Here is a 24,355-nt window from a genome sequence, read left to right as displayed (position 1 = left end):
TATTAGACTCCTTCGCTACGCAATTTAGCCAAGAATGGACCGAAAGCTTCACTACCTAACCAGTATTGCACGAGGTTAGTTACACCGCGGCTGGTCAGCGTTGCACCAGAGAGACCATCGACCTTGTACGCTGCTTGCGGATCGTTATTGTCCACGGAGCCCTTGACCAAATGTATCTCGGCCTCACCAGCATCATTGTAGACTTGTTTACCTTTCCACAATGCTTTCCAGTTAGGGTTATCGACCTCACCACCTAGCCCAGGGGTTTCAGCTTGGTCATAAAAACCGAAACCGATGATGGTAGAGAAGTCATTCTCCAAGGCCATAAAGCCGTACATAGTCGACCATAAACCGTATCCGTGTACTGGCAAAACAATACGATCAATATCGTTGCCGTCACGCACTAGGTAAACAGTCGCAAATTTGGCGCGACGCTTGATACTAGCAGGATCATTCTCGCCATTCAGAGCAATCGACAAAGCAGGATCTTGTGCAGCTGCTTTTTGGTCGTAAGTTGCCACGTCGATGCCTGCTGCTTGAATCTCTGCATCAGTCGCAAAACGACCTGCTTCTAGATTCACCAAGCGCTGCTCTACCTTTGCAAAGGCTTCGTCAACCGACGTGTTGGCATCCAACATGTTGGCAGCAGCAAGAATATTGGTTTTACGATCCAAATCCTTGTTGGCTTTTTGGATAGGCTTTAAGCCCACCGCGGCGGCTGCAACAAAGACGGAACACACCAAACACAGAGACAGAGCAACTGTGATGGTTTTTTTAATGCTATCGTTATTGCTAGACATTACGTGCAAGCCTCCGTTTGATGTTCGCTTGTACAACAAAATGGTCGATGAATGGGGCGAACAGGTTAGCGAATAGAATCGCCAACATCATACCCTCTGGGTACGCAGGGTTTACCACACGAATCAGTACTACCATCAAGCCAATCAAAGCACCGTAGAACCATTTACCACGGTTAGTCATAGAAGCTGACACAGGGTCGGTTGCCATGTACATCATACCAAAAGCAAAACCACCCATAACCAAATGCCAGTACCATGGGGTAGCAAACATTGGGTTAGAATCAGAGCCAATCAGGTTGAATAGCAGCGACGTTGCTACCATGCCCACCATAACACCAGCAACGATGCGCCATGCAGCAATCTTCATCACCAGCAATGCACCGCCACCAATCAAGATAGCCAAGGTAGAAGTTTCACCCATAGAGCCTTGCACAAAGCCAAAGAAGGCATCAGTCCAAGATACGGTTAACGCTTCCACACCACCAGCAGCAACCATACTTAATGCAGTTGCGCCGGAGAAACCATCTACCGCCGTCCACACAGCATCACCAGACATAGATGCAGGGTAAGCGAAGAATAGGAAGGCACGACCCGCAAGAGCTGGGTTAAGGAAGTTTTTACCTGTACCACCAAAAACTTCTTTCGCCAACACCACACCGAAAGTAATACCTAGGGCGACTTGCCAAAGGGGAACAGTAGCTGGAAGAGAAAGTGAGAACAGAATGGAGGTAACGAAGAACCCCTCGTTGACTTCATGCTTGCGCACGGAAGCGAACAAAACTTCCCAGAAACCACCCACCACAAATGTAGTCAAGTATACTGGCAAGAAGTACATCGCACCGTAGATCATATTGTCCCAAATACTATCTACATTGTAGCTAGTTAGGGCGCCGATGATCCCATGACGCCAGCCTTCTGCAGCAGTAACACCCATTGCATCCATAGCACTGTTTGCTTGGAAACCGATGTTATACATACCAAAGAACATGGCCGGGAACGTACACATCCACACTAGGATCATGATACGTTTCATATCAACTGCATCACGTACGTGAGAGCTTGCTTTGGTCACTTGGCTAGGACGATAGAAGATAGTGTCTACCGCCTCGTACAAAGCATACCAGTTTTCATACTTTCCACCTGAATGAAACTCAGGCTCGATTTTGTCTAATACTTTTCTTAGACCCATGACTTAACCCTCTTTCTCAATTGTGGTGAGACAATCACGTAGAATCGGGCCGTATTCAAACTTACCAGAACAAGCATAGGTACATAGAGCTAGATCTTCTTCGTCCAACTCTAGGGCGCCCAATTTTTGCGCTTGTTCGGTATCACCCACTACTAGCGAGCGCAGTAGCTGAGTCGGCAGAATATCCAACGGCATCAAACGCTCAAAATGACCAAGCGGCAACATGGTGCGATCACTACCGTTAGTGGTAGTTGTCATGGCAAAACTGGTTTTACCAGTTAACTTGGAAAGAAATACGTTCAATACCGAGTGTTTCTCTGCACCAGCACGAAGATAGTGCATCATTTGACGCTCACGTCCTTCTGCCAACACAGTAACTTGCTGGTGATAGCGACCAAGATAAGCGTACGGACCTGCTGCTTTACGACCAGATAACACAGAACCCGAAATGATACGATTCTCGCCGTCAGCCAGTTCACCTTTGGTTAGTTCTACTAAATCAGCTCCTAGACAAGTTCGCACCAAACGAGGTGATTTAACCTGTGGACCTGCTAAAGAGATCACTCGGGTAGAATCTAGCTGACCTGTCACAAAGAGCTTGCCGATAGCGATGACGTCTTGGTAACCAATTGACCAAACGGTCTTTTTGTCGCTAACAGGGTCAAGGAAATGGATATGTGTGCCAGCCAAGCCTGCAGGGTGCTTACCCGCAAACTCTGCGACTTCAACCGCAGAAGTGGTAGGTACTTTTGCCCCGGCCGCTTTACAAAGAAACACTTTGCCCTGGGTTAAGCGTGTTAACACTGTTAAACCATCAGCAAAAGCTTCAGCTTGGTCTGCAAGAATTAACTCAGGATTGGCCGCTAATGGGTTAGTATCGATCGCCGTAACAAAAATTGAGCTTGGGGTGGAATCAACTGCAGGAACTTTAGAGAATGGACGGGTACGCAACGCAGTCCACAAGCCTGACTCTACTAAATTCTCTACAACTAACTCACGTTCAAGGGAGCCTAATTGAGAGCCTGAATATTTCGCAAATTCGATGCTCTCACTGCCCGACACTTCAATCACTACCGATTGTAGTACGCGGCGTTCACCACGATTAATAGCCACTACAGTTCCGGCAGCTGGGGCGGTGTACTTTACTCCTTCGGTTTTCTTATCCGTAAAGATTACCTGCCCTTTTTTGACCTGATCACCTTCTTTGACCAGCATGGTAGGTTTCATACCATGGTAGTCAGGTCCGATGACAGCTACCCGCTTAGCCGGAGCCGCGTTAGCAATCTCTTGCTTAGGCGCACCGCTAATAGGTAGGTCGAGGCCTTTCGTTATTTTAAACATATGTTCTGCCCAACAATATAATTGAACACAAAAGCGTTCTACGTTTGCCACCAGACCCCCTCCGGGAAAACGTCCAGTTAAGCGAATCGCCTAAAAACGACATAAACGTAATAGCACTTCACCAAAAAAACCGGTGTATTATAGAGATCAATCCGAACCTTGACTACTGTTGTTATCCCTCTCTGACCATTCAAATAGTGAAATAAAGCTTCAATAATGAGCATAAATCCCCTTTATTTGGGGGGATAATAGGATCCCCGATGTCATTTTCTTACAAAATTCATCAACAAAATCGATCTTAATTCACCGCTATCACGTAGACGCAACCAGTTAAGTTGCACTTGAATGCCCAAGCCTTCAAAATACGCCATCAATGGCGCCCACAACAGGAATCACACCATGAACGATAAAGCGCAAATTCGTATCAAAAACCTACGCCTTCGGACTTACATCGGATTTAATGAAGAAGAACGTAAAAATAAACAAGATGTGGTGATTAACGTGTTGCTTGAGTACCCCGCCACGAAAGCTTGCCAGACGGATGATGTGGCTGATGCGGTCAATTACCGCACCATTTGTAAGCAGGTGATCCATCACGTTGAAAACAACCGCTTTTTGCTACTAGAAAAGCTCACCCAAGACATTATCGATATTTGTTTCAGCAACCCGCACATTTCCTTTGCTCAAGTGGAAGTAGATAAACCCCACGCCTTGCGCTTTGCTGATTCGGTATCTTTTAGTCTAAGCCGTAACAACGATTAACATTATCAAGACCATCAAGGACACCATGAAGCTCGAACCGGGATTTCGTAATTACGCTCAGTATTTAAATGGCGCACAACTGGCCCATCAATTGGTACAATGCACACTGCAAACACACCGGCCAGTATTGTTTCTTGCTGAGAATGTGGGCGATTTAAATGAACTAGAAGACAACCTCAGCTTTTTTTTACCTGAACAGGCGATACTACTGCGCTTCTCCGAGTGGGAAACGCTTCCCTATGACAGCTTCTCCCCCCACCAAGATATTATTTCCGACCGACTACAAACACTGGCACGTATTAAGGACATCAGCACTGGAGCTCAGCCACCCACTATTATCATCGCCACCGTTGGGTCTGCACTCACCCGTCTATGTCCCGCTTCGCATATCGATGCACAACGTTTTCAAATCCAAACCGGACAGAAAATTGCTCAAGAGACCCTATGCTCTCAGTTGACCAATGGCGGCTATTTGCATGTCGATACGGTGCGCGAACACGGAGAATTTGCGACCCGAGGTGGATTGCTGGACGTCTTCCCAATGGGAAGCAAGGCTCCCATCCGCCTAGACTGGTTCGATGATGAAATCGATAGCATTCGCTGGTTTGACCCGGAAACTCAACGCACTGTTGAAAAAGTTGACGCCGTTAGCATTTTACCCGCCCGCGAATTGCCAACAACCGAACAAGGGATCAGTCGTTTCAGACAGCGCTTTCGTGAACGTTTTGAGCGTACATCGTTAACGAACCCGATCTATCAAGATGTCAGTGAAGGCAGCATGCCGGCAGGAATTGAATACTACTTACCATTGTTCTTCGAGCGAACCGAATCATTGCTGGAATATTTACCTGACAATGCCATTATCGCTAGGCAGGCACACCTTAAAGAGCAATATGCTGCTATCAAGGCAGACTTTGAGCAGCGCTATGAATCCCTCGCCTACGACGTGCAAAAACCGTTACTTAAACCAGAAGAAATCTGCTTAAGGGAAGAAGAGTTATTCCGCCACATCAACCGCTATCCTAGTTTGGTATTTGCCACTGATCCCGATACCGACAGCAGTTATCGCCCGGTAGCAGATGTGTCCGCTGATGCCAAGAGCCAAGATCCGCTAACGAAACTCCGTACTTTTATCAACAATATCCACCAGCCTGTGTTGTTAGTCGCCGAGTCAGCCGGCCGTCGTGAAGCACTATTAGAACTACTACGTAGCGCCGACATTCGCCCTCACTACACACCAGATTGGCAAACGTTTGTCTCTTCCCCAACCGCTCTCGCCATTACCGAAGGTCAAACTACCCAAGGTTTTCAATATCGTAGCGACTGGACACTTATTACCGAAGCACAAATACTGGGCGCTCGCGTTTCTCAGCAAAGACGTCGTAAGAGTTCAGACATATCGGAAGAGTCAATCATCCGTAATCTGACAGAGTTACGTATTGGTGCCCCGGTCGTACACATAGACCATGGTGTCGGGCGTTATTTGGGCTTAACGACTTTATCGGTGGATGGTCAGGAAACCGAATTACTAACGCTAGAGTATGCCAACCAAGCCAAACTCTACGTACCGGTTTCATCTTTGCAGCTTATCTCTCGCTACACGGGAGCCGACGAAGATCACGCCCCACTACACAAACTAGGCAGTGAGAAGTGGAGTCAAGCCAAACAAAAGGCGGCAGAGAAGGCTCGGGATACCGCTGCTGAGCTATTAGAAATCTATGCCAAGCGAGAAGCTAAGCGCGGCCACGCCTTCGCCAAGCCTGACAGTCAGTACACTCAGTTTGCCAGCGGCTTTCCGTTTGAAGAAACACCAGACCAACAACTCGCCATTGACGCTGTCATTAGCGACATGACCAGCGCCAAAGCCATGGACCGTTTAGTGTGTGGTGACGTCGGTTTTGGTAAAACCGAAGTAGCCATGCGTGCCGCTTTCCTTGCGGTACAAGACGGTAAACAGGTGGCGGTGTTAGTCCCTACCACCTTGCTGGCACAACAACACTACGAAAACTTTTGCGACCGTTTTGCCGACTGGCCTGTACAAATTGAACTGCTATCTCGCTTCCGCTCCGGTAAGCAAACGACTGAGGCCCTAAAACGCATTACGGAAGGCAAAGCAGATATTGTCGTTGGCACCCATAAGTTGGTGCAAAGTGATGTGGCATTTCATGATCTTGGGCTCGTTATTATCGACGAGGAGCACCGCTTCGGCGTCAAGCAAAAAGATCAGTTTAAAGCTCTGCGTGCTGAGGTGGATGTACTAACCTTGACCGCTACGCCCATCCCGCGAACGCTCAACATGTCTCTTTCAGGCATCCGGGATTTATCAATTATTGCCACACCACCTGCCAAGCGACTATCAGTCAAAACTTTTGTGAAGCAAAAAGACCCGGCCCAAATTCGCGAAGCTATATTGCGTGAGTTATACCGTGGCGGCCAAGTCTACTATCTACATAACGAAGTACAAACCATAGGTAAAGCTGCAGAAGACTTAAATACATTGGTTCCGGAAGCAAAAATCACCATCGGTCACGGACAGATGCGTGAGCGTGAGCTGGAGCAAGTGATGTCTGACTTCTACCACAAGCGGGCCAATATTTTAGTGTGTTCAACGATCATCGAGACTGGTATCGACATCCCCAATGCCAATACGATCATTATCGAGCGCGCAGACAAGTTCGGTTTAGCGCAACTTCATCAGTTACGAGGACGCGTTGGGCGCTCGCACCACCAAGCCTATGCCTACTTGCTAACTCCAGAAGATAGACGCATCACTACAGATGCTGAGAAACGGCTAGAGGCCATTTCGATGGCAGATACGTTAGGAGCAGGCTTTACGCTAGCAACCCATGATTTAGAAATTCGCGGAACCGGTGAACTCCTTGGTGAAGGACAAAGCGGCCATATCGAACATGTTGGCTTCTCATTGTTTATGGACATGCTGGATCGTGCCGTAAAATCGCTAAAAAGTGGCAAGACTCCTAACGTGGATATTACTACTCCAGCACAGACCGACGTAAACCTGCGCGTTCCTGCCCTGATTCCAGATGATTATCTGGGTGATGTACACTCGCGTTTAATTCTCTATAAACGCATTGCCAGCGCAACCACAGAGGCTGAGCTTAAAGAACTACAAGTTGAAATGATCGACCGCTTTGGGTTATTGCCAGATGCGTGTAAAAATCTCTTCCGCCAGACGGTGCTAAAACTCAAAGCGGAACAACTTGGCATTACCAAAATCGAAGCCAACAACGCAGAAGTAAAAATCCACTTTGGCCCAAATACACCGGTCGATCCAATGAAGTTGATAAATCTGATTCAACGCAAGCCCGATCAATACAAATTGTCAGGATCGGATACATTACGCTGCCTCAAAGCCATGACCACAGCAGAAGATCGCTTCACCTACACCGAACAGACGTTGGAACTATTACATTGAAAAGTTTAGCTATTTGTTCCCTAAGCCTAACACTGGCTATGCCAGTGTTCTCTCTTTCGTTAGAGGAATTTAATCCCGATACCGCTCGGGCCTATCAAGCGCACATTGTGGCTTTCAAGTGGCCCGATCGCTATTCCAGCGAGCATATTGAATACCAGAACATCGAAAATCTGTTTGACGTTAAAAGATTCGATGATTCACCGACACTAGATGATGCCTCTACAGCAACACAGCCTCCGACCTCTCAAAGTCAGCTTCAATCTGGGGAATTACTAGAAGAATCCATATTGCCGCCCGAGTCCATACAAGAGTTCCGTGACTATATTAGTCAAATAAAGCGTCGAGCTAATCTTTTAGTGGATGAAACAGAGACAATAATTTTTAAGGCAACTGGCTCTAAGTTAGAGCTCGAATTTCACAGCGCGCCATTGTATGACGGATTCGCTGAACTGACTGGCAAGGCCACCATTGCATTAGGACGCTACCTGCAAACGGACCTGAGTTACAAACACTATTTATTTGATAGCTTCACCGTGCCACCTCGGGTTGAGAATGAAGCCACATTCGCGCAAGTGCAGATCGGGGCTACAGATAGTGTGGCAGCCCCAGAACCGGACGAAAATCAACCAGAAGCACAGCCTGTGCTGGTAAAGCAGTTTGAACCGGCACTGGTGCTCGACATCCAAATTTCCAATCGCACAGCGAGCGGCAAATTAAACTATCTCGATCACCCAGTAATAGGCACTTTAATCTATTTTGAACCCCTTGAACTGGACTACGCCGTTGCTCTGATTAAGCAGCAACAAGCCCTTGCCAGCAAAGCCGAAATCGATATACAAGCTTTAAAGGAGCAACCATCTAAGGCGTTAGCTGCTCCACAATTCTAGTCGAACCAATACCGACTAAAACCCCCGGTGCTGCATGATTTTACCAATCCAGTACCGGGCTCGCTCTTCTAGGACAGCCATGGCAGATAATCCTAATCGCTCACTCACCGGCCGCGCCTTACGGTAATTTACCTGAATTACTTTAGCCTCTACACAGCGGTCTAGCACATAGTCATCACTGGTCTGAATCACATCCACCAGTCCTAGGTCTTTCGCCTCGCTACCGTACCAGACTTCCCCAGTAGCAATTTCATCAATATCAAGTGCAGGTCGGTGCAGCGCTACATGACGCTTAAATAACTCATGGGTACGCTCCAAATCCTGCTTGAATTTCTCCCGTCCTTCCTCGGTATTTTCTCCAAGTACCGTCAAGGTACGCTTGAACTGCCCCGCCGTATGTAGTTCCACATCGATATCATTTTTATCAAGCAGACGATGAATATTTGGAATTTGTGCCACCACACCGATGGAACCCACAATAGCAAATGGCGCAGCAACCACTTTATCCGCCACGCAAGCCATCATGTAGCCACCACTGGCGGCTACTTTATCGATACAAACCGTTAAACCAATACCTTTGTCTTTAATTCTTTGCAACTGGGAGGCGGCCAAGCCATAGCCATGGACTACACCACCGCCACTCTCCAGCTTCACTACCACCTCATCCGCAGTGGAAGCCACCGATAGAATCGCAGAAATTTCTTCTCGCAGGGAATCGGTTGCCGATGCTTGAATGTCGCCATCAAACTCCACGACAAACACATTTCGAGACGGGCTAGACTTTTGCTTTTTGCTCCGCTTTTCAGACTTCTGCAACGCCTTAAAAGTTTTCTTATCCAATAATTCCTGTTGCATGTGGCGCTTGGTCTGCTGCACTTCCTCGCTTATTTCCGCCACTTGCAAACTCCCCTTACCCTTGTGGTTTTTCGATTTTATACTCGCCAAGGAAGATAAAATCAGCACTATCACTAGCGCGATACTCAGCAATCGAATAAGGAAACCAGCGTAATCCGATAAAAACTCCAATGTCTACACTCCTAATACTGTTGGCTATTTACGACGAATGTCGTACTAATTTACAAATTAACAGGCTTGTTGATTTTTCCCTATAGTCAGCGTTCTCGGGATGCACTATCATGATTTCGCAAAAATTTAGTAAGAAAATTACAAGATTTTAATAAGATTTCCGGGAGCCGTGAATGAACAACAGCCTTTCACAAGCATTTAGCAGCAATTTTCTAGGGTCATCGCCACTTTGGTACAAGCAAGCGATCATCCTTTTTTTAGTCCTTAACCCCATTCTACTCTATACCGTTGGCCCCTTCATTACTGGCTGGCTATTGATTATAGAGTTTATTTTTACCCTCGCCATGGCACTCAAATGTTACCCATTGCAACCCGGTGGTTTGTTAGCCATAGAATCGGTGCTGCTTGGGCTAACCACCAGTGAAGGGGTGTACATGGAGGTAGAGCACAACATAGAAGTTATCCTGTTACTTATGTTTATGGTGGCAGGCATTTACTTTATGAAAGATATGTTGCTCTTTATCTTTAACAAACTACTCGTACGCATTCGCTCAAAAGTAGCGATTTCGTTAATTTTCAGTTTAGCCGCCGCTTTTTTATCCGCATTTCTCGATGCTTTAACCGTTACTGCTGTGTTGATCAGTGTAAGTGTGGGGTTCTATTCGGTCTATCACAAGGTCGCGTCGGACCAGTCCAATAATAATTCTCATGACCATGGCAAAGACGATGCCATACTCCCTGTCAATCAACAGGACCTAGCTCAGTTTCGCGCATTTCTACGCAGCCTGTTAATGCATGGTGCCGTAGGTACAGCGCTTGGTGGAGTTGCGACTCTTGTTGGCGAACCACAAAACTTACTGATAGCCAAGGTTGCTGGCTGGGATTTCGTTGAATTTTTCCTTCAAGTTGCCCCAGTCTCTATGCCAGTTTTAGTTTGTGGCCTACTAACTGTGGTTATCTTAGAAAAGACTAAAATGTTTGACTATGGCGCAACACTGCCTGAAAACGTACGCAATATTCTGCAAAACTTTGCCAATGCAGAATCCGCTAAAAGTACCAACAAGCACAAGTCACAATTGATCGTGCAAGGCATCGTTGCGGTTTTACTGGTATTTTCACTGGCATTTCACGTGGCAGAAGTTGGCCTAGTTGGTTTGATGGTGATCGTGTTGTTGACCGCTTTCAATGGCATCACCGAAGAACATCGGATTGGTCATGCATTTGAAGAAGCACTACCTTTTACCGCGCTTCTGGTTGTGTTCTTTACTGTTGTATCGGTTATTCACGCACAACATCTGTTCCAGCCAATTATCGATACGGTTTTGGCAATGCCAACTCACTCACAACCATTAATGTTCTTTATTGCAAACGGTTTACTGTCAGCCATCAGCGATAACGTGTTCGTGGCAACCGTTTACATCACTGAAATCAAATCCGCATACGATGCTGGCACCATATCTCGCGAGCACTTTGATATTCTGGCAGTAGCTGTGAACACTGGTACTAATCTACCAAGTGTCGCTACTCCTAATGGTCAGGCGGCGTTCTTATTCTTACTGACTTCAGCTATCGCACCACTGTTACGCCTTTCCTACGGCAAGATGGTACTTATGGCACTTCCCTATACTATCGTTCTAAGTGTGGTTGGTGGACTTTGTGTTACCTACCTAGTGCAATAGGTAATTTGAATTCCCCCAGAGCAACGCTCTGGGGGAATTGCTCTATTGCTCAGCCACTACCATTTTCCTGCGCCAAATAGATTGTTCACTTTTCTTATCTATCATATCCAAACGAGCCTCATGGGCAGCTAACTCATCCGCACTCGCGCGGATCACCTTCAACCTCGGGCGATTTACATCAAAGCGACGCAATCCGGTGGTTTGCTGCTCCTGCTGACTACCTTCCTCTTGAGCGGCGGACAAGCCAAGGGACGTTTGCCCCCCCGTCATCATCAGATACACATCGGCCAAAATCTCGGCATCCAGCAAAGCGCCGTGCAGATCTCGATGGGAGTTATCTATGCCGTAACGTTTACATAGGGCATCCAAGTTGTTTTTCTGACCTGGATGCTTTTGCCGGGCATAGACGAGGCTATCAAACACCGTGCAGATATCGGCAACTTTGGGAAAGCCGCCTAACTTGGCAAACTCATGATCAATAAAGCCAACGTCGAACGGAGCGTTGTGAATAATAAGCTCTGCTCCGTGGATAAAATCTAAGAACTCCTGGGCCACGTCACGGAATAGCGGTTTATCTGCTAAAAACTCATTACTAATTCCATGAACCCGGAAAGCTTCTTCTTCCACTTCGCGCTCTGGATTGATGTAGACATGAAAATGACGCTTAGTAAGTTTGCGTTTTTGCATTTCTACGCAACCGATTTCGATAATCCGGTGCCCTTGTTTAGGGTCGATACCGGTGGTTTCGGTATCCAATACGATTTGTCTCATGCTTCACCTTTGAGCTTTTCAATCCCGAGATTTGCTAACTGGTCAGCTATTTCATTGCCTTCTATGCCCGCATGACCTTTCACCCAGCGCCACTCTACTTCATGCTGGCGACATAATTCGTCCAGTTGCTGCCACAAGTCCTGATTTTTTACCGGTTGCCCTGACGCCGTTTTCCATTGTTTCCGTTTCCAACCCTTCAACCATTCTGTAATACCTTTTTGCACATAGGATGAATCGGTAAAAAGGGTAACCGAGCAAGGTTCGCGCAAGGCTTTTAACCCTTCTATCGCGGCTTGTAGCTCCATCCGATTGTTGGTGGTATTTTCCTCGCCACCACAGAGTTTTTTCTCATGTTTACCGAAGGTTAGCCATGCGCCCCAACCGCCAATACCAGGATTGCCTTTGCAAGCACCGTCGGTATACAGGGTGACTTCTTTTTTCATTCGCTTATTTTCTCGTGATTAGGAGTAAAGCCCACTTCTTTAATCGTAGGCTTAGTTAAGGGTGGAACGCGCACTTTCGCCGCAGACCAGCGAGGCTTTATCGGTATATAACGACGTGTTTGTTTAGTCGCTGTTAATACGTAAACACAACCGAATGGTAGGTTTATGCTTTGCATACCGCGCCCGAGTCCGCTACAACGGTTGCGCCAACGGTCAGATTGGAGCGGCACATCAAAACCCACAAATTCTCTCTTATCTAAGGTCAACCCAGCTACTTTCAGCCAGTCCTCGATTCGTGCAGGACTGATAAATCGCGCAGCCCAAGGAGCACGATTGCGTTTCACGAACGGGCGTCGTAGCCCCCATGTGCTCCACGGATTAAAACCCACAATGATAAGTTTACCACTTGGCAACAGGGTGCGGGCGACTTCGTGCAAATCACGATGGGGATTTTCAGATAAATCCAACGTATGGTGAAGCACAATGGCATCTAATCCATCGCCATCAAAAGGTAGCTCGTCCATGGTGGCAACCACAGTATTCGCTGGAGCACCAAGCTCTAGCACCGGCGCAATATTAAGCGTTTCCCGCATCCGGTGGTTGTGTAATTGCAATTGCTTCAGCGGCGACTGAATTAGCAGGTAGTAACCAATTACATGATCCAGTGCCTGCTCGATGGCCTCGTGCTCTTCACTAAGCAAACGCTCACCAAGGGAGGTTTGATACCATTCTTGGAAAAATTGTCTTGCTTGCCCATTCAACATAGAATGCTCTCATTCTTTTCTTTGTATTTTGGCGGCTAAATTCTACATCCTAGTGCCAACTTGTGATCTACAAGACGGCAATCTTAATTGGAATTTAACCATATTGGTGACTCTATGACATTTTTTCCGCTCCCTGCGTTCAATGATAATTACATTTGGACTTACCGTGACCCTCACGCCCAAGGTGTCTGGGTAGTGGACCCAGGTGATGGGCAAGTGGTGATGAATTATTGTCAACGGGTAGGCGAACCACTCTTAGGAATCTTGATAACCCATAAACACAATGACCACATTGGTGGGGTAGCCATGTTAAGACAGCAATTTGATTGTCCCGTTTATGGGCCAAGCAACTTAGCTGCGGACATTGTAACCCATCCCCTTGGCGAGGGAGACCAAGTCGTTGTGGGACAACATAAATTTACGGTTTGGGAAATTCCAGGACACACGTTAGAACATATTTGTTACGTTAGTCAGGCGAATGAACACAAGCTGCTACTTAGCGGAGACACCCTATTCCGTGGTGGATGCGGTCGTGTGTTTGAGGGCACTTACGAGCAAATGTGCCAGGCGATGAGTCGTTTTTTAAGCTTAGCGGACGACACTGAAGTATTCGGCACCCACGAGTACACGCTAGCAAACTACCGCTTCGCCCTAGCTATCGATCCCCATAACCCGATGCTGATCGCAGCTCAGCAAGACGCGCAAAGTTCGCGGGATACAGGGCAACCTACCCTACCTACTACCATTGGCCTGGAGCGAGCCACCAATCCATTCTTGCGCTTTGATCGAGACGATATCGTCGAACGGGCAGCCTCGCTCATATCTAGCCCCGTGCCGGCGCTCCCTGACCAGCGTTTCGGAGTGATCCGCCGTGCGAAAGACGAGTTTTAGTTGCACTCGTCGGGCACATGTTTAGAATGCTAACGAATTTTATAGACTGAACGAGCACCATGAAGAAGACAATTAGCCTCATGGCGACGGTTTCCTTACTTTTAACAGGTTGCCAAACGCTATCACCTAACACGCAACCAAATGGTGCGAATCAGACCGAAGCAGAAGAAGTCGTAGACAATGAACTGACTGATAGCCCCGTCGATCATGTGCCTTTGGTGATTAAAGCACAAAAGGCACCGCAAACTGCAGAAGTAATTCCAGACATCCCCGAAGAACCACTGCCACCTGCAGATATTTGGGAGCGAATCCGCGCTGGCTACCAATTAAAACTAGACCATGACCAGCCCCGACTCTACTCGCAAATAAAGTGGTATAGCTCTCACCCAGCATACTTAGATAGAGTATCAAACCGCGGTCAGCGCTACTTACATTACATCGTTAGCGAACTTGAAAAGAACAACATGCCACTCGAAATCGCGTTTCTACCGATCGTAGAGAGTGGGTTTGACCCGTTCGGCTATAGTCATGGACGTGCATCGGGCCCTTGGCAGTTCATTCCGTCCACCGGGCAAATTTACGGTCTGGATCAGACTTGGTGGTTTGATGGACGCCGTGACATTGTACTGTCTACCCAAGCGGCAATTAGCTACTTAAAACGCTTACATGGTATGTTCGATGGCAATTGGTTACATGCGCTGGCATCCTATAACTCTGGCGAGGGTACTGTGATGCGTGCTATTCGCAGAAATAAGCAAGCTGGCAAACCCACCGATTTCTGGTCACTAGACTTGCCGGCGGAAACCCGCGCCTATGTCCCCAAGCTATTGGCGTTAGCCACCATTTTCCAAGAACCGCAAAAATACAACTATCAGCCTGTTTTCGTTGCCAATGAACCTTACTTTGAAGAAGTGAATATTGGCGGTCAGATGGATTTGGCTCAAGCAGCACAAATGGCTGATATCAGCGTTGATGAGATTTACTTACTCAACCCGGCATTCAACCAATGGGCGACCTCACCGGATGGCCCTCACCGCCTACTCATCCCAATCGACAAAGCAGAAGCGTTTCGAACTAAACTGGCGCAAATCTCACCGGAAGAACGCCTTACTTGGGTTCGCTACACGGTAGAGGCAGGGGATAATTTGCTGCTTATCGCCAAGAAGCATAATACGACTGTGGCAGTGCTGCAGGATGTGAACAAGATTTCATCTTCGTTTATTCGCGTAGGACAAGAGTTGATGATTCCCGTGGCAGGCAACAAGATGGAAAGCTATACCCTCAGCAGCCATCAGCGACTACTCGCCAAGCAATCAAACGCCCCTAGCAGTAATCGACTCAAGGTAAATTATACAGTGGAATCGGGGGACAGCCTCTGGAGCATCGCCAAGCGTTACAACACGGATACCAAAACCCTAGCACGCTGGAATAGCATGGGACTCGGCGATCCCCTGATGCCAGGGAAGAAACTAGTGGTCTGGCTGAAACCGGAAAAAGGTGCTGCAGCCCCCACCAGCCGTACCGTATTAAAACGCGTGGTTTATACTATCCGTTCCGGAGACTCCTTAGCGGGCGTAGCGCAGCGCTTCAAAGTCTCCGTCGCAGATATCAGAGATTGGAATCCCGATCTTGCTAAGAAAAAATACATACAACCGGGCGACAAAGTGACCATGATGGTCAATGTAACTGGTGGCTAAACCTAGGATGCAGCCGATTCGTCCGGTTGCATTTGCGCCATAATCCACTCACGAAATGCCGCCATAGCAGCAGTGACTGGTCGACGTTTTTCGTACACCAAATAAAAGGATCGGTTCGTAGCAAGTTGAGTATCAAACAATTTGATAAGGGAACCGGCTTCTAACTCCGCTTGAACTAACTCCGCGTCAGCCAAGGCAATCCCCAATCCCTGTACTGCAGCACCGGCAGTAAGCGAACCGCTGGAAAACATTAACCCGCGACGAAACACAGTAGGATCAAGGTCATTTTGCGCTAGCCAATCATGCCACTCGTCACGGCGTTTAGAGACGTGCAATAAGGGGTAGAAGCGCATATCCTCGGGCTTCTCGATGGGCACATCTCGGCGAATCAACTTTGGACTACAAACCGGTGCTAGGCGAATTGGACGTAAAAAGTGCTTTTCTACTCCCTGCCACTGACCCGTACCGTAGTAGACCGCCATATCAATATCAGATGCAGCAAAGTCGATCATCCCCGTTGCCGAAGCAATTTCGATTTCGATATCAGGGTACTGCTGCTGAAAGCTTTCCATACGAGGCATCAGCCAACGGGTTAGAAACGCTGGAGCTACAGCAAGTTTCAGCGTACTGATTTGTTGACTAGCTTGAATATCCGTTGTTGCTCGCTCCAATAAAGCAAACGCATCTTGCACCGGCACCACATAGGATTCCCCTGCAGGCGTCAGCACTACTTTACGCTTCGCACGTCGAAATAACTCAACGCCGAGATGCTCCTCTAACGCTTTAATCTGATGACTCACCGCAGAGGGAGTAACATGCAGCTCTTGAGCTGCGCGATTAAAGCTTCCGTGACGAGCAGCCGCTTCAAAGCAACGCAGGGTATTAAGTGGGGGTAAACGTATGATGGCCAGTCTCCAAAATGATCACTACTATCAGATATAGCGGCTAGCCAAAGCATTTACAATGCCAGATTGCTCACTAGGGCTTTTTTTTCGGTAAACGAAAGGCCTCGAAGCCGTCCTGCTGGTTGCTGTGTAGCACTTTACGGCTTGGTTTACGCTTAGAGGCTTTTTCAATTTTAACGGCGCCGTCTGAATTTTTGTCAGCGTTGTAAGTTTTGCCCCGTTTAGGTGCTTTAGGTTGCACTATTCCGGTGAAGCTTGCTGCTAAACCTAGCACTTGCTCTGTTTCGAATGAGCGACCTAAATAGGCTTCTACCGCTTTGAAATTGATCCAGTCTTTTGGCCCAACAAAGGTATAGGCATCCCCTTGGAAGCCTGCTCGGCCAGTACGCCCAGTACGATGCACAAATTCCTCTGCGGGCTTTGGCACGTCAAAATTGAAAACATGGGAAATAGCACTGATATCCAATCCGCGCGACGCCAAGTCTGTACTAACTAGAACCTTGAAATGCGCCTTGGCAAACCCAGTCATCACTTGATTACGACCACCTTGGGTCAGCTTACCATGTAAGGCTCGCGCCTCGATCCCCCAGCTGGTAATTAACTCAGCAAGTCGCTCGGTATCGTGGCGGGTTGCGGTAAACACAATTGCTTGGCGAATCGATAACTGCTCTAAGAAGTGTTTTAGCAAGGCTTGTTTATGATCAAGATGATCAGCGAGCAACACGTGTTGCTTAATATCCTGATGGGCTTCGAGATCATCACCGATTGCCACTCGCGATGGGGAGTTTAACAGCTCCATCGCCAATTCATTGACACTGGCGTCTTTTAGTGTAGCGGAAAAAAACAGGGTTTGGCGTTTGCGATGGTTAGCCGCGCGATGAATATTACGTAATGCATCGGCAAAACCGAGGTCGAGCATGCGATCAGCTTCATCCAGAATAAGCAACTCCAAGCCATGCAAAAAAACATTTCGCTGACTAAGATGATCGGCCATGCGTCCTGGCGTCGCCACTACGAAATGCGGATCTTTTTGCAGGTCTTTATGTTGATCATTAAAATTTTCACCACCACAAATGAGCACCGCGGAATACTTGCTGCCAGCCAACAGCGTTTTCAATGTGGCATAAACTTGTTTCGCCAACTCCCGAGTGGGGGTCAATATCAGAACTCGTGGATCCCGTTTGCTCAGCGCCTTTTTGCTCGATACCGCATGAATGGCTGGGGCAAGATAGGCAATGGTTTTACCCGAACCGGTTTTTGACGAAGCTAGTAAGTCTCGCCCCACCATTGCTTCTGGAATGGCACGGGCTTGAATCTGCGTCGCTTGCTCAAATCCTAAGTGGCTAATGGCACCAAGCAATTGTTTATTTAAACCGAATTCTGAAAACTGCAACCTATACACCCTTTTAACTGAAATATTTAGCCAAGATTATACTGTAGTCTAGTAGCAGTACGGCAGCTCTTTTTCTGTATCCTTTATCATCTGTCAGCGGCATTAGCTTACTTCAGCACAAACTTAGTTTTTTTCATCTTCAATGAGATCTATTGAATCTGATTCACTGTTAAACTAAGCCCTATCATCACTATTTGAGAATTAGGTCCCCCCATGACGACTGAACTCGCCCGTAAACTCAACGACCAAGAGCGCGGTGTTTACTTTATCGGTACAACCCCCCCTAAACTATCCACTGCTGAAGATCAGCTTGAGGCAATTGCAGATAAGCTGCTCGCCCGTCTAGATGATATCGACGTTGATGGCTGGATTGTCTATGACATTCAAGACGAAAGTAGCCGCATCGATAAACCGCGTCCGTTCCCTTACATGGAAACCCACGATCCAAGGGCTTGGTCACAACGCCTAGCGCGTAAGACTGGTCAACCTGTTATTACTTACAAAAGTGTATCTTCGCGCTCTGCCGACGAGTTCTCTGCTTGGTTAGAAGAAGCATGGAGCAGTTACAACGTACGTGATTTGGTCTTAGTCGGCGCTCCGTCTTCGGACGGCAACATAGTGCTCCCTTTAGCCACGGCCTATGAAACCATCAACACACACCCACGTAAGTTTCACCTTGGGGGAGTTACCATTGCCGAGCGCCACGCGAACAAAGGAGATGAACACCTGCGTTTGCAACAGAAAACCGCTTCAGGGTGCGAGTTCTTTGTCTCTCAGGCCGTGTACAACCCTCAAGCGACGGTGGACTTGATTAGCCAATATGCCCGCTCCTGTAAAGCAGCTGGACAAAAACCAAAGCGTATCGTGCTCACCTTTACCCCTTGCGGTAGCGCAAAAACGCTGGAATTTATGGACTGGTTGGGCATATCTGTGCCAGTAGCCACTCAGCACCGTATTCTTGATGCGGAAAACCCGTTAGCAGAATCCATCAAGGTCTGCCGAGCGGCGTTGGAGCAAATTATTGAAACAGCCCTGCCCCTTGATGTTCCACTTGGACTCAACATTGAAAGCTTAACCAATCGCAAAGAAGAAATTGATGCCTCGATTCAGCTGTATAAACTTCTTAAAGCAACCTTAGAGCTTAAGCTGGCTGAAAAATCACTAGGGTAATCGCAACATTTCCTGGACCTTGGCGAGCACCGCTGTCTCGTCAAGGGAGAGCATAGCGTCTTTCGCGTGCACAGTTGTTGCCCATGGAATTTGTGCTAGCGGCTTCCCCTGCTCCCGCTCGACTAGCTCACGATACGCACTAACGACATGGTGAAGGTCATTATAAGGGCCTGTTCGCTCGGGGTTGGATAAAGCAAATAGCGCCATTACCGGGGTTTTTACCATGGTGGCAATATGGGCCGGCCCCGTGTCTGGACTGATCACAAAAGCGGCACCATTTATCACCGCCACTAGATCTGCGATGGATGTCTTTCCAGCAAGATTAACAAGCTCGAAGCCCTCGGCAATTGCGTCACATAAAGCTCGGTCAGCAGGAGACCCCGTTAATACCACCGACCGACCCGCGTTACGTAGCAGGGAAACAATCTTCCGATACCCCACCACACTCCAGTTTTTACTCGGCTTTGAACCCGCTGGGTTGAGAACCACATACCCTTTCGGCAGATCAAATGGCAGTATTGGTATGTTAATCGCCCAGTCTGGCTCAGTTTGCTTGACCCCTATGGCAGTCGCTAGAGACCAAAATGCGTCTAGTACATGAAACCCCTCGGGCTCAGGCGCCAATTCGTTTACAAACCAGTGCTGCTTTTCTCTGGACAGCGATCGAGCAAAACCAATCCTCCGTTTTGCTTTCAGCATACGAGTCAATAGAGACGCCCGAGAAGACCACTGCATATGCAGCAGTACGTCAAACGACACGGAAGATAACGCCTGTCGTAATGCTAACATGCCCTTTATGCCGGACTTTTTGTCATAGACACGCACGTCGATATTATTCATGAGAGACACGAGCTGTGCCTCTAAGGGCCCGGTAATCCAAGTAATTTGGGCTTCGGGGTAGCGTTTTTGGATAGCAGTTACCACTGCAATGGCATGACACACATCCCCAAGGGCGGAAAGTCGCACCACGGCAATTCGCTGAATGTTTTGCTTCATCTGATCCTCTGGGGCTGCGTTAGCATGGCGCTTATTATAAAATACTGATCTGATTATCAAAAATCGATTTTTACTTTTTCAAATAATGGTTGCCCATGCCCAAACTCATCCCTTTAGAAAATGGCCGCACCTTGATACAGGTTGGGAAATCGCCTCTCTCAGCGGATTATTTCGACCCACATTGGTGGCAGCAATTGGGTAAGGTGAACGCCATTGGCCAAGGTCGGGGCGAAGTATGGTTTGTACACCACCAAAGCCAAGATTGGGTCTTACGTCGCTATCGCCGGGGAGGTCTGATTGGCAAATTTAATCGTTACCTTTATTTGCCTCAGCCACTCACTGCTACTCGCCCTTACCGAGAACTGGATTTACTAGAGCGTATGTGTGAGCTCGGTTTACCCGTGCCGACACCGATCGGCGGCTTAATAATAAGAACAGCATTTGGCTACCAAGCTTGGTTACTCACGCGCCGCATTGACCAAGCAAAAGATCTATTTGACCTGCTACGCCAGTCCCCACTAACAGAAACCACTTGGCACAGCATCGGGCAGACAATACGCAACTTCCATAATGAAGGTATTTTTCACAGTGATCTAAATTGTCACAATATTATGATCGATACCAGTCAGCGTATTTGGCTGATTGATTTTGATAAGTGTGATCAACGAGCAGTTGCATCTAGCTGGCAACAGGCAAATCTGGCTCGATTGCGTCGTTCATTTGAAAAAGAATCCAGTAAACATGCTATTTTCCATTGGCATCAACAAGCCTGGCAATGGCTACTCGGCGGATATCAACATGGCTAATCCCAGTACTCGCAACAAATCTATACGCCCTCTACTCCATCCGCGCTTTTGGCTGGTGTGGCTGGGTATGGGCATAGCCTATCTGCTAAGCCATATATCCTGGCCTACCCAGCAGCGCCTAGGCGCGGGACTAGGTATAGTGCTTTATTATCTTGCCCATCGTCGTCGCCATATTTGTATGACCAATTTAGACATCTGCTTCCCAGATATGGGATTAGAAGAAAAACGGGAACTGGCTAGAAACCATTTTATCAGCATGGGCAAAGGCTTTTTTGAAACGCTAACTTGCTGGTTCCAAGACCGACAAAAGCTACTGCCGCAAACCAAACTCACCGGTGACCACTTGGTCCGAGAAGCCCTGTCCCATGGACGTGGCTGTGTACTAATAGGCGGACACTTTTCTTCAATAGATATCTGCGGCAGCCTATTAGCACACTTTCTACCAGTGCACCCTCTTTACAAACTACAGAGCAACCCTGTGATTAATTGGTTTATGGAACGCAAAAGGGATGAGCTTTATAAAAAAACCATTGAGCGCAGCAATATGCGCGAAGTGATCAAATCGCTGAAAACGAATAACATTGTTTGGTATGCAGTGGATCAGGATTATGGCCGCAAGTATTCGGTATTTGCGCCCTTCTTTGGCCGTCAGTGCGCCACTTTGGCTCATGTTGGGAGAGTCATAAAGTTGTCAAAAGCCCCGGTAATCGCTATTGACTACTATCGGACGGAATCAGGTTATCAACTGGATATGCGGATGGTTCAAGAATTTCCGGCCGAAGACGAAATAGCCGCTGCGACTTTGATGAATCGACTAATGGAAGAAAATATCGTTCGTCATCCAGAACAGTATTTCTGGAGCCACAGGCGCTTCAAAACACAGCAAGATCCATCGGCGCCTTCTCCCTATTAAACCAACAAAAAGCCCTGCTCGCTGGCAGGGCTCTAATCTATTTTTAGGAGTGTAGATAAATTCTATGGGTCTACTCTACTTCATCATCCAAATCTTCGACGATTTCATAGGCGTCTTCCCCCATATCCTCATTGGCAAGTAGCAGCGCCTCTTCGTAAGACCCGCCAAACTCAATTCGAGTGATATCGTAAAGATCATATTCAAACGTCTCATCAAACCACCGTGCGTCAGAACCGATTTCTTCTAACTCAAATGTGGTGGCATCAGCCCGAAGTACACGTCCGATCTCGCAGCTATCTGGCTCAACTTCTTCCCGGTGGATAGTAATCAAACCAAACTCTTCACTGATATCCATTAACAGGACAGCGATGTCATCGAGATCGACTTCCGGGTCTTCAACTTCTTCATCACGTAGTTCAAGCACACGCTTCTGAAAATCATTGAAGGGAGCGGGATGCACAAAATCACTAATGTCTTCGAGAAAGACTATCTGATAGCCATTTAGATGCACACCTTCATCTACAACTTGCAAAAGCACCATCTCTTCGTTGGCATCGATAACAAAACCGTCGGTCCAGTTATCCGGTCCATCTAACTCTTCACGAAAAATGCGTACTACATTTTTTCTTGTCCGAGCTTTCTCCAGTTCGATGAGCATAGGGGCTCCTAAATGGCTTAAAAAGTGTAAAACAAGGCTAGTGTAAACCTACTGATCCAGCGGGACAACTTATTGCACCACTTCATGCCAATTTTCAATCAAATCAATAAGATCATCTAGACCACACTCGGCTTCAATACCGTCATCGGAAGCGTTGTAAAAACCGTTTTCAGTATCGAACATGGCTTTTATTTCTTCCGTAACAGCGCTCATATCTAACTCTCGCTTTACCGCTACACCATCTTTGCTGATCACGACATTGAAGTTGCCATGAGCAAAGTAGGTGGTCTCGCCTTCCTGCTCTGCCAAAATAGCGGCCTGCATAACACGCTGCAAGGTGTCTCTTTCACTTAGGAACTCGCTAATCCACTCAGCGATAGCCGCAAACTCTACATCAGTATGTACTCGGTAGGCGTTTTCTTCAGGCTCAAATGCAATTTCATAATCCATACAAATTCACCTCTTACTCAGAATCCTGATCAACGCCAGATTGTTGGCGCTGTTCTCGATAAGCTATATTCTGCTCTTGCTGTCGTTGTGGGATCGCTGCTTCACGACGCGCTTGACGTTCCGCTTCTTTCGCCGCTTTGACTTGTTCAACTTGTTGCCATTCCGCCGCTACTTGCTCAGGAGTCTCCATCACAAACTGGCCTAGGGCACCGCTGCGAACATCAACCAAAAACACTTCAGCAGCTTTATGTGTGTCTATTTTTCCCCCAGCTCTTAATGCACCACGTTTAGAACCAATTACTTTTAGGGTCTCCATTGGATCAAGGGGCGTTTCTTTGAGTTTATAACGGCTTTGCAAAAGTTGCGCATAATCTTTGATAAAAAAGGCTAGACCCGCCAGCGCTATCTCTTCATAGTCAACTGCGGTATCTCGAACAGCACCAGTCACAGCCAGGCGATAACTGGCATCGGGGTTTTCAATTTTGGGCCATAAAATCCCTGGTGTATCAAGCAACTGAAAGCCATCGTCTACTTTAAGCTTCTGCTGCGCTTTAGTAACCGCCGGCTCATTGCCTACTTTTGCCACCCGCTTGCCCAACAAGGCATTTATTAAACTTGATTTACCCACATTAGGGATGCCGGCAATCATGGCTCGAATCGGTTTCTCCGCTGTTCCTCGGTGTGGTACCTGCTCTCTTACCCAACGGGTTAATTTGACCAGATCGCTCTTATCCTGGGTACTGAATGGAAAGGCAGCAATGGCGTCTTGCTGCTGCCAGTAATCAATCCATTGTTGTAGACGCTGAGGCTCAGCCAGATCTTTCTTATTCAGTAGGCGCACCACTGGCACATCCCCGCGCAGCGTACTCAGCATGGGGTTCTGACTGGCATCAGGGATACGCGCATCTAAAACTTCGATGACAATATCCACTTGCCCCATGGCCTTTTCAATTTCTCGTCTGGCTTTGTTCATATGGCCAGGGAACCACTGCACACTCACAATTTGCACCTCTTCGACTGGATCTTCAATTACGGCGCGCAAGTCTATCACAACACGTTTGCAGCGTAGATGAGGAAAAGAGTCGTTTTCAAACAAGACTATTGACCGAATGAAATTCTCGCTATCACTTTGGCTGACGTGTATCAAGGCAATTATCCTGCTAGCCCTTATACTGCCAAGCATCCAGATAACTTAAGTGTCTCCCTGAATACGCTTGAGGCTCACTCTGGGTGTTCTCTCGATCGGGCAAATAGCCCATTTAGGCCGATGTCAAACATCGGCCTTTTTTATGCCTTGATCACTAAAAATTACAGCATTACCTATCTGGAATTACTATCGGCCGTGATAGCATTGTCTAACTAATGTGCACCTAGTCAG

General features: G+C 47.6%; 22 protein-coding genes. 9 read left to right on the top strand and 13 right to left on the bottom strand.

What is annotated here, in order from left to right; genetic code table 11:
* Nucleotides 1–2: 2 nt before the first annotated feature.
* The 3 genes from FJM67_RS09620 to FJM67_RS09610 are packed head-to-tail and all read right to left on the bottom strand — an operon-like array spanning nt 3 to nt 3,330.
* Nucleotides 3–800 (bottom strand): Na(+)-translocating NADH-quinone reductase subunit C, encoded by a 798-nt coding sequence (locus FJM67_RS09620; RefSeq protein ID WP_140588798.1) that lies wholly within the window; start codon nt 798–800, stop codon nt 3–5.
* Nucleotides 793–1,989, bottom strand: coding sequence for an NADH:ubiquinone reductase (Na(+)-transporting) subunit B (locus FJM67_RS09615; RefSeq protein WP_140588797.1), 1,197 nt, complete (start codon nt 1,987–1,989; stop codon nt 793–795). The genes FJM67_RS09620 and FJM67_RS09615 overlap by 8 nt, the downstream gene beginning before the upstream one ends.
* A gap of 3 nt (nt 1,990–1,992) precedes the next feature.
* Nucleotides 1,993–3,330 (bottom strand): Na(+)-translocating NADH-quinone reductase subunit A, encoded by a 1,338-nt coding sequence (locus tag FJM67_RS09610; protein ID WP_140588795.1) that lies wholly within the window; start codon nt 3,328–3,330, stop codon nt 1,993–1,995.
* Nucleotides 3,331–3,729: 399 nt separating this feature from the next.
* On the opposite strand from FJM67_RS09610, the gene folX reads away from it, so the two are divergent.
* The 3 genes from folX to FJM67_RS09595 are packed head-to-tail and all read left to right on the top strand — an operon-like array spanning nt 3,730 to nt 8,415.
* A complete protein-coding gene (folX, locus tag FJM67_RS09605; protein WP_140588793.1) occupies nt 3,730–4,092 on the top strand; it encodes a dihydroneopterin triphosphate 2'-epimerase in 363 nt (120 codons plus the stop codon).
* Between the two features lie 25 nt (nt 4,093–4,117).
* Nucleotides 4,118–7,528 (top strand): transcription-repair coupling factor, encoded by a 3,411-nt coding sequence (gene mfd, locus FJM67_RS09600; protein ID WP_140588791.1) that lies wholly within the window; start codon nt 4,118–4,120, stop codon nt 7,526–7,528.
* The gene (locus tag FJM67_RS09595; protein WP_140588789.1) at nt 7,525–8,415 is read left to right on the top strand and encodes a hypothetical protein; all 891 of its coding nucleotides are present in this window, start codon (nt 7,525–7,527) and stop codon (nt 8,413–8,415) included. The genes mfd and FJM67_RS09595 overlap by 4 nt, the downstream gene beginning before the upstream one ends.
* A 15-nt stretch (nt 8,416–8,430) precedes the next feature.
* Here FJM67_RS09595 and sohB read toward each other — a convergent pair whose 3' ends face one another.
* The gene (gene sohB, locus FJM67_RS09590) at nt 8,431–9,441 is read right to left on the bottom strand and encodes a protease SohB (protein ID WP_140588787.1); all 1,011 of its coding nucleotides are present in this window, start codon (nt 9,439–9,441) and stop codon (nt 8,431–8,433) included.
* A gap of 173 nt (nt 9,442–9,614) precedes the next feature.
* On the opposite strand from sohB, the gene nhaB reads away from it, so the two are divergent.
* Nucleotides 9,615–11,120 carry a sodium/proton antiporter NhaB gene (gene nhaB, locus FJM67_RS09585; protein WP_140588785.1) on the top strand — a complete coding sequence of 502 codons (1,506 nt, stop codon included), beginning with the start codon at nt 9,615–9,617 and terminating at the stop codon, nt 11,118–11,120.
* 42 nt (nt 11,121–11,162) lie between these two features.
* Here nhaB and dnaQ read toward each other — a convergent pair whose 3' ends face one another.
* From dnaQ to FJM67_RS09570, 3 genes are read right to left on the bottom strand one after another with little or no spacing between them, the layout of a single operon-like run.
* Nucleotides 11,163–11,891 (bottom strand): DNA polymerase III subunit epsilon, encoded by a 729-nt coding sequence (gene dnaQ, locus FJM67_RS09580; RefSeq protein WP_140588783.1) that lies wholly within the window; start codon nt 11,889–11,891, stop codon nt 11,163–11,165.
* A complete protein-coding gene (rnhA, locus tag FJM67_RS09575) occupies nt 11,888–12,334 on the bottom strand; it encodes a ribonuclease HI (RefSeq protein ID WP_140588781.1) in 447 nt (148 codons plus the stop codon). The genes dnaQ and rnhA overlap by 4 nt, the downstream gene beginning before the upstream one ends.
* The gene (locus FJM67_RS09570) at nt 12,331–13,098 is read right to left on the bottom strand and encodes a class I SAM-dependent methyltransferase (protein WP_140588779.1); all 768 of its coding nucleotides are present in this window, start codon (nt 13,096–13,098) and stop codon (nt 12,331–12,333) included. The genes rnhA and FJM67_RS09570 overlap by 4 nt, the downstream gene beginning before the upstream one ends.
* Before the next feature lie 114 nt (nt 13,099–13,212).
* Between FJM67_RS09570 and gloB the strand changes: the two genes are divergently transcribed.
* Both gloB and FJM67_RS09560 read left to right on the top strand, forming a co-directional pair.
* Nucleotides 13,213–13,989: a hydroxyacylglutathione hydrolase gene (gene gloB, locus FJM67_RS09565; protein WP_140588777.1), complete on the top strand. Its 777-nt coding sequence runs from the start codon at nt 13,213–13,215 to the stop codon at nt 13,987–13,989.
* A 59-nt stretch (nt 13,990–14,048) separates the two neighbouring features.
* Nucleotides 14,049–15,686 (top strand): lytic transglycosylase, encoded by a 1,638-nt coding sequence (locus FJM67_RS09560; protein WP_140588776.1) that lies wholly within the window; start codon nt 14,049–14,051, stop codon nt 15,684–15,686.
* 2 nt (nt 15,687–15,688) lie between these two features.
* Here FJM67_RS09560 and gcvA read toward each other — a convergent pair whose 3' ends face one another.
* Together gcvA and FJM67_RS09550 are read right to left on the bottom strand one after the other, a co-directional pair.
* Complete coding sequence (gcvA, locus tag FJM67_RS09555; RefSeq protein ID WP_328591928.1) at nt 15,689–16,588, bottom strand: transcriptional regulator GcvA; 900 nt, start codon at nt 16,586–16,588, stop codon at nt 15,689–15,691.
* A gap of 76 nt (nt 16,589–16,664) precedes the next feature.
* The gene (locus tag FJM67_RS09550; RefSeq protein WP_407943599.1) at nt 16,665–17,993 is read right to left on the bottom strand and encodes a DEAD/DEAH box helicase; all 1,329 of its coding nucleotides are present in this window, start codon (nt 17,991–17,993) and stop codon (nt 16,665–16,667) included.
* 204 nt (nt 17,994–18,197) lie between these two features.
* Between FJM67_RS09550 and FJM67_RS09545 the strand changes: the two genes are divergently transcribed.
* Nucleotides 18,198–19,154, top strand: coding sequence for a methylenetetrahydrofolate reductase (locus tag FJM67_RS09545; RefSeq protein ID WP_140588772.1), 957 nt, complete (start codon nt 18,198–18,200; stop codon nt 19,152–19,154).
* On the opposite strand, the gene FJM67_RS09540 is transcribed toward FJM67_RS09545, so the two are convergent.
* The gene (locus FJM67_RS09540; RefSeq protein WP_140588770.1) at nt 19,146–20,150 is read right to left on the bottom strand and encodes a glycosyltransferase family 9 protein; all 1,005 of its coding nucleotides are present in this window, start codon (nt 20,148–20,150) and stop codon (nt 19,146–19,148) included. The two genes, FJM67_RS09545 and FJM67_RS09540, sit on opposite strands and share 9 nt — an antisense overlap.
* A 95-nt stretch (nt 20,151–20,245) precedes the next feature.
* Between FJM67_RS09540 and FJM67_RS09535 the strand changes: the two genes are divergently transcribed.
* Nucleotides 20,246–20,956 (top strand): 3-deoxy-D-manno-octulosonic acid kinase, encoded by a 711-nt coding sequence (locus tag FJM67_RS09535; RefSeq protein WP_140588768.1) that lies wholly within the window; start codon nt 20,246–20,248, stop codon nt 20,954–20,956.
* Complete coding sequence (locus FJM67_RS09530) at nt 20,892–21,869, top strand: LpxL/LpxP family acyltransferase (protein ID WP_235890031.1); 978 nt, start codon at nt 20,892–20,894, stop codon at nt 21,867–21,869. Before FJM67_RS09535 ends, FJM67_RS09530 begins: the two co-directional genes overlap by 65 nt.
* A 70-nt stretch (nt 21,870–21,939) precedes the next feature.
* On the opposite strand, the gene FJM67_RS09525 is transcribed toward FJM67_RS09530, so the two are convergent.
* The 3 genes from FJM67_RS09525 to ylqF all read right to left on the bottom strand — a co-directional run bounded on the left by FJM67_RS09525 (nt 21,940) and on the right by ylqF (nt 24,019).
* A complete protein-coding gene (locus FJM67_RS09525; protein ID WP_140588765.1) occupies nt 21,940–22,527 on the bottom strand; it encodes a hypothetical protein in 588 nt (195 codons plus the stop codon).
* A gap of 69 nt (nt 22,528–22,596) precedes the next feature.
* Nucleotides 22,597–22,977 (bottom strand): YacL family protein, encoded by a 381-nt coding sequence (locus FJM67_RS09520; protein ID WP_140588763.1) that lies wholly within the window; start codon nt 22,975–22,977, stop codon nt 22,597–22,599.
* Between the two features lie 13 nt (nt 22,978–22,990).
* Complete coding sequence (gene ylqF, locus FJM67_RS09515) at nt 22,991–24,019, bottom strand: ribosome biogenesis GTPase YlqF (protein WP_235890030.1); 1,029 nt, start codon at nt 24,017–24,019, stop codon at nt 22,991–22,993.
* Between the last annotated feature and the right edge of the window lie 336 nt (nt 24,020–24,355).

Source organism: Maribrevibacterium harenarium (assembly GCF_006385675.1).
Classification (GTDB): Bacteria; Pseudomonadota; Gammaproteobacteria; order Pseudomonadales; family Marinomonadaceae; genus Marinomonas; species Marinomonas harenarium.
The sequence above is the reverse complement of the archived record's forward strand: the minus strand, read 5'-3'. Positions and strand labels throughout refer to the sequence as shown.

Coding starts and splice junctions, on each gene's coding strand:
- FJM67_RS09620 (WP_140588798.1), bottom strand. CDS start 800: ATGTCTAGCAATAACGATAGCATTAAAAAAACCATCACAGTTGCTCTG.
- FJM67_RS09615 (WP_140588797.1), bottom strand. CDS start 1,989: ATGGGTCTAAGAAAAGTATTAGACAAAATCGAGCCTGAGTTTCATTCA.
- FJM67_RS09610 (WP_140588795.1), bottom strand. CDS start 3,330: ATGTTTAAAATAACGAAAGGCCTCGACCTACCTATTAGCGGTGCGCCT.
- folX (WP_140588793.1), top strand. CDS start 3,730: ATGAACGATAAAGCGCAAATTCGTATCAAAAACCTACGCCTTCGGACT.
- mfd (WP_140588791.1), top strand. CDS start 4,118: ATGAAGCTCGAACCGGGATTTCGTAATTACGCTCAGTATTTAAATGGC.
- nhaB (WP_140588785.1), top strand. CDS start 9,615: ATGAACAACAGCCTTTCACAAGCATTTAGCAGCAATTTTCTAGGGTCA.
- dnaQ (WP_140588783.1), bottom strand. CDS start 11,891: ATGAGACAAATCGTATTGGATACCGAAACCACCGGTATCGACCCTAAA.
- rnhA (WP_140588781.1), bottom strand. CDS start 12,334: ATGAAAAAAGAAGTCACCCTGTATACCGACGGTGCTTGCAAAGGCAAT.
- FJM67_RS09570 (WP_140588779.1), bottom strand. CDS start 13,098: ATGTTGAATGGGCAAGCAAGACAATTTTTCCAAGAATGGTATCAAACC.
- gloB (WP_140588777.1), top strand. CDS start 13,213: ATGACATTTTTTCCGCTCCCTGCGTTCAATGATAATTACATTTGGACT.
- FJM67_RS09560 (WP_140588776.1), top strand. CDS start 14,049: ATGAAGAAGACAATTAGCCTCATGGCGACGGTTTCCTTACTTTTAACA.
- FJM67_RS09545 (WP_140588772.1), top strand. CDS start 18,198: ATGACGACTGAACTCGCCCGTAAACTCAACGACCAAGAGCGCGGTGTT.
- FJM67_RS09540 (WP_140588770.1), bottom strand. CDS start 20,150: ATGAAGCAAAACATTCAGCGAATTGCCGTGGTGCGACTTTCCGCCCTT.
- FJM67_RS09535 (WP_140588768.1), top strand. CDS start 20,246: ATGCCCAAACTCATCCCTTTAGAAAATGGCCGCACCTTGATACAGGTT.
- FJM67_RS09530 (WP_235890031.1), top strand. CDS start 20,892: ATGCTATTTTCCATTGGCATCAACAAGCCTGGCAATGGCTACTCGGCG.
- FJM67_RS09525 (WP_140588765.1), bottom strand. CDS start 22,527: ATGCTCATCGAACTGGAGAAAGCTCGGACAAGAAAAAATGTAGTACGC.
- FJM67_RS09520 (WP_140588763.1), bottom strand. CDS start 22,977: ATGGATTATGAAATTGCATTTGAGCCTGAAGAAAACGCCTACCGAGTA.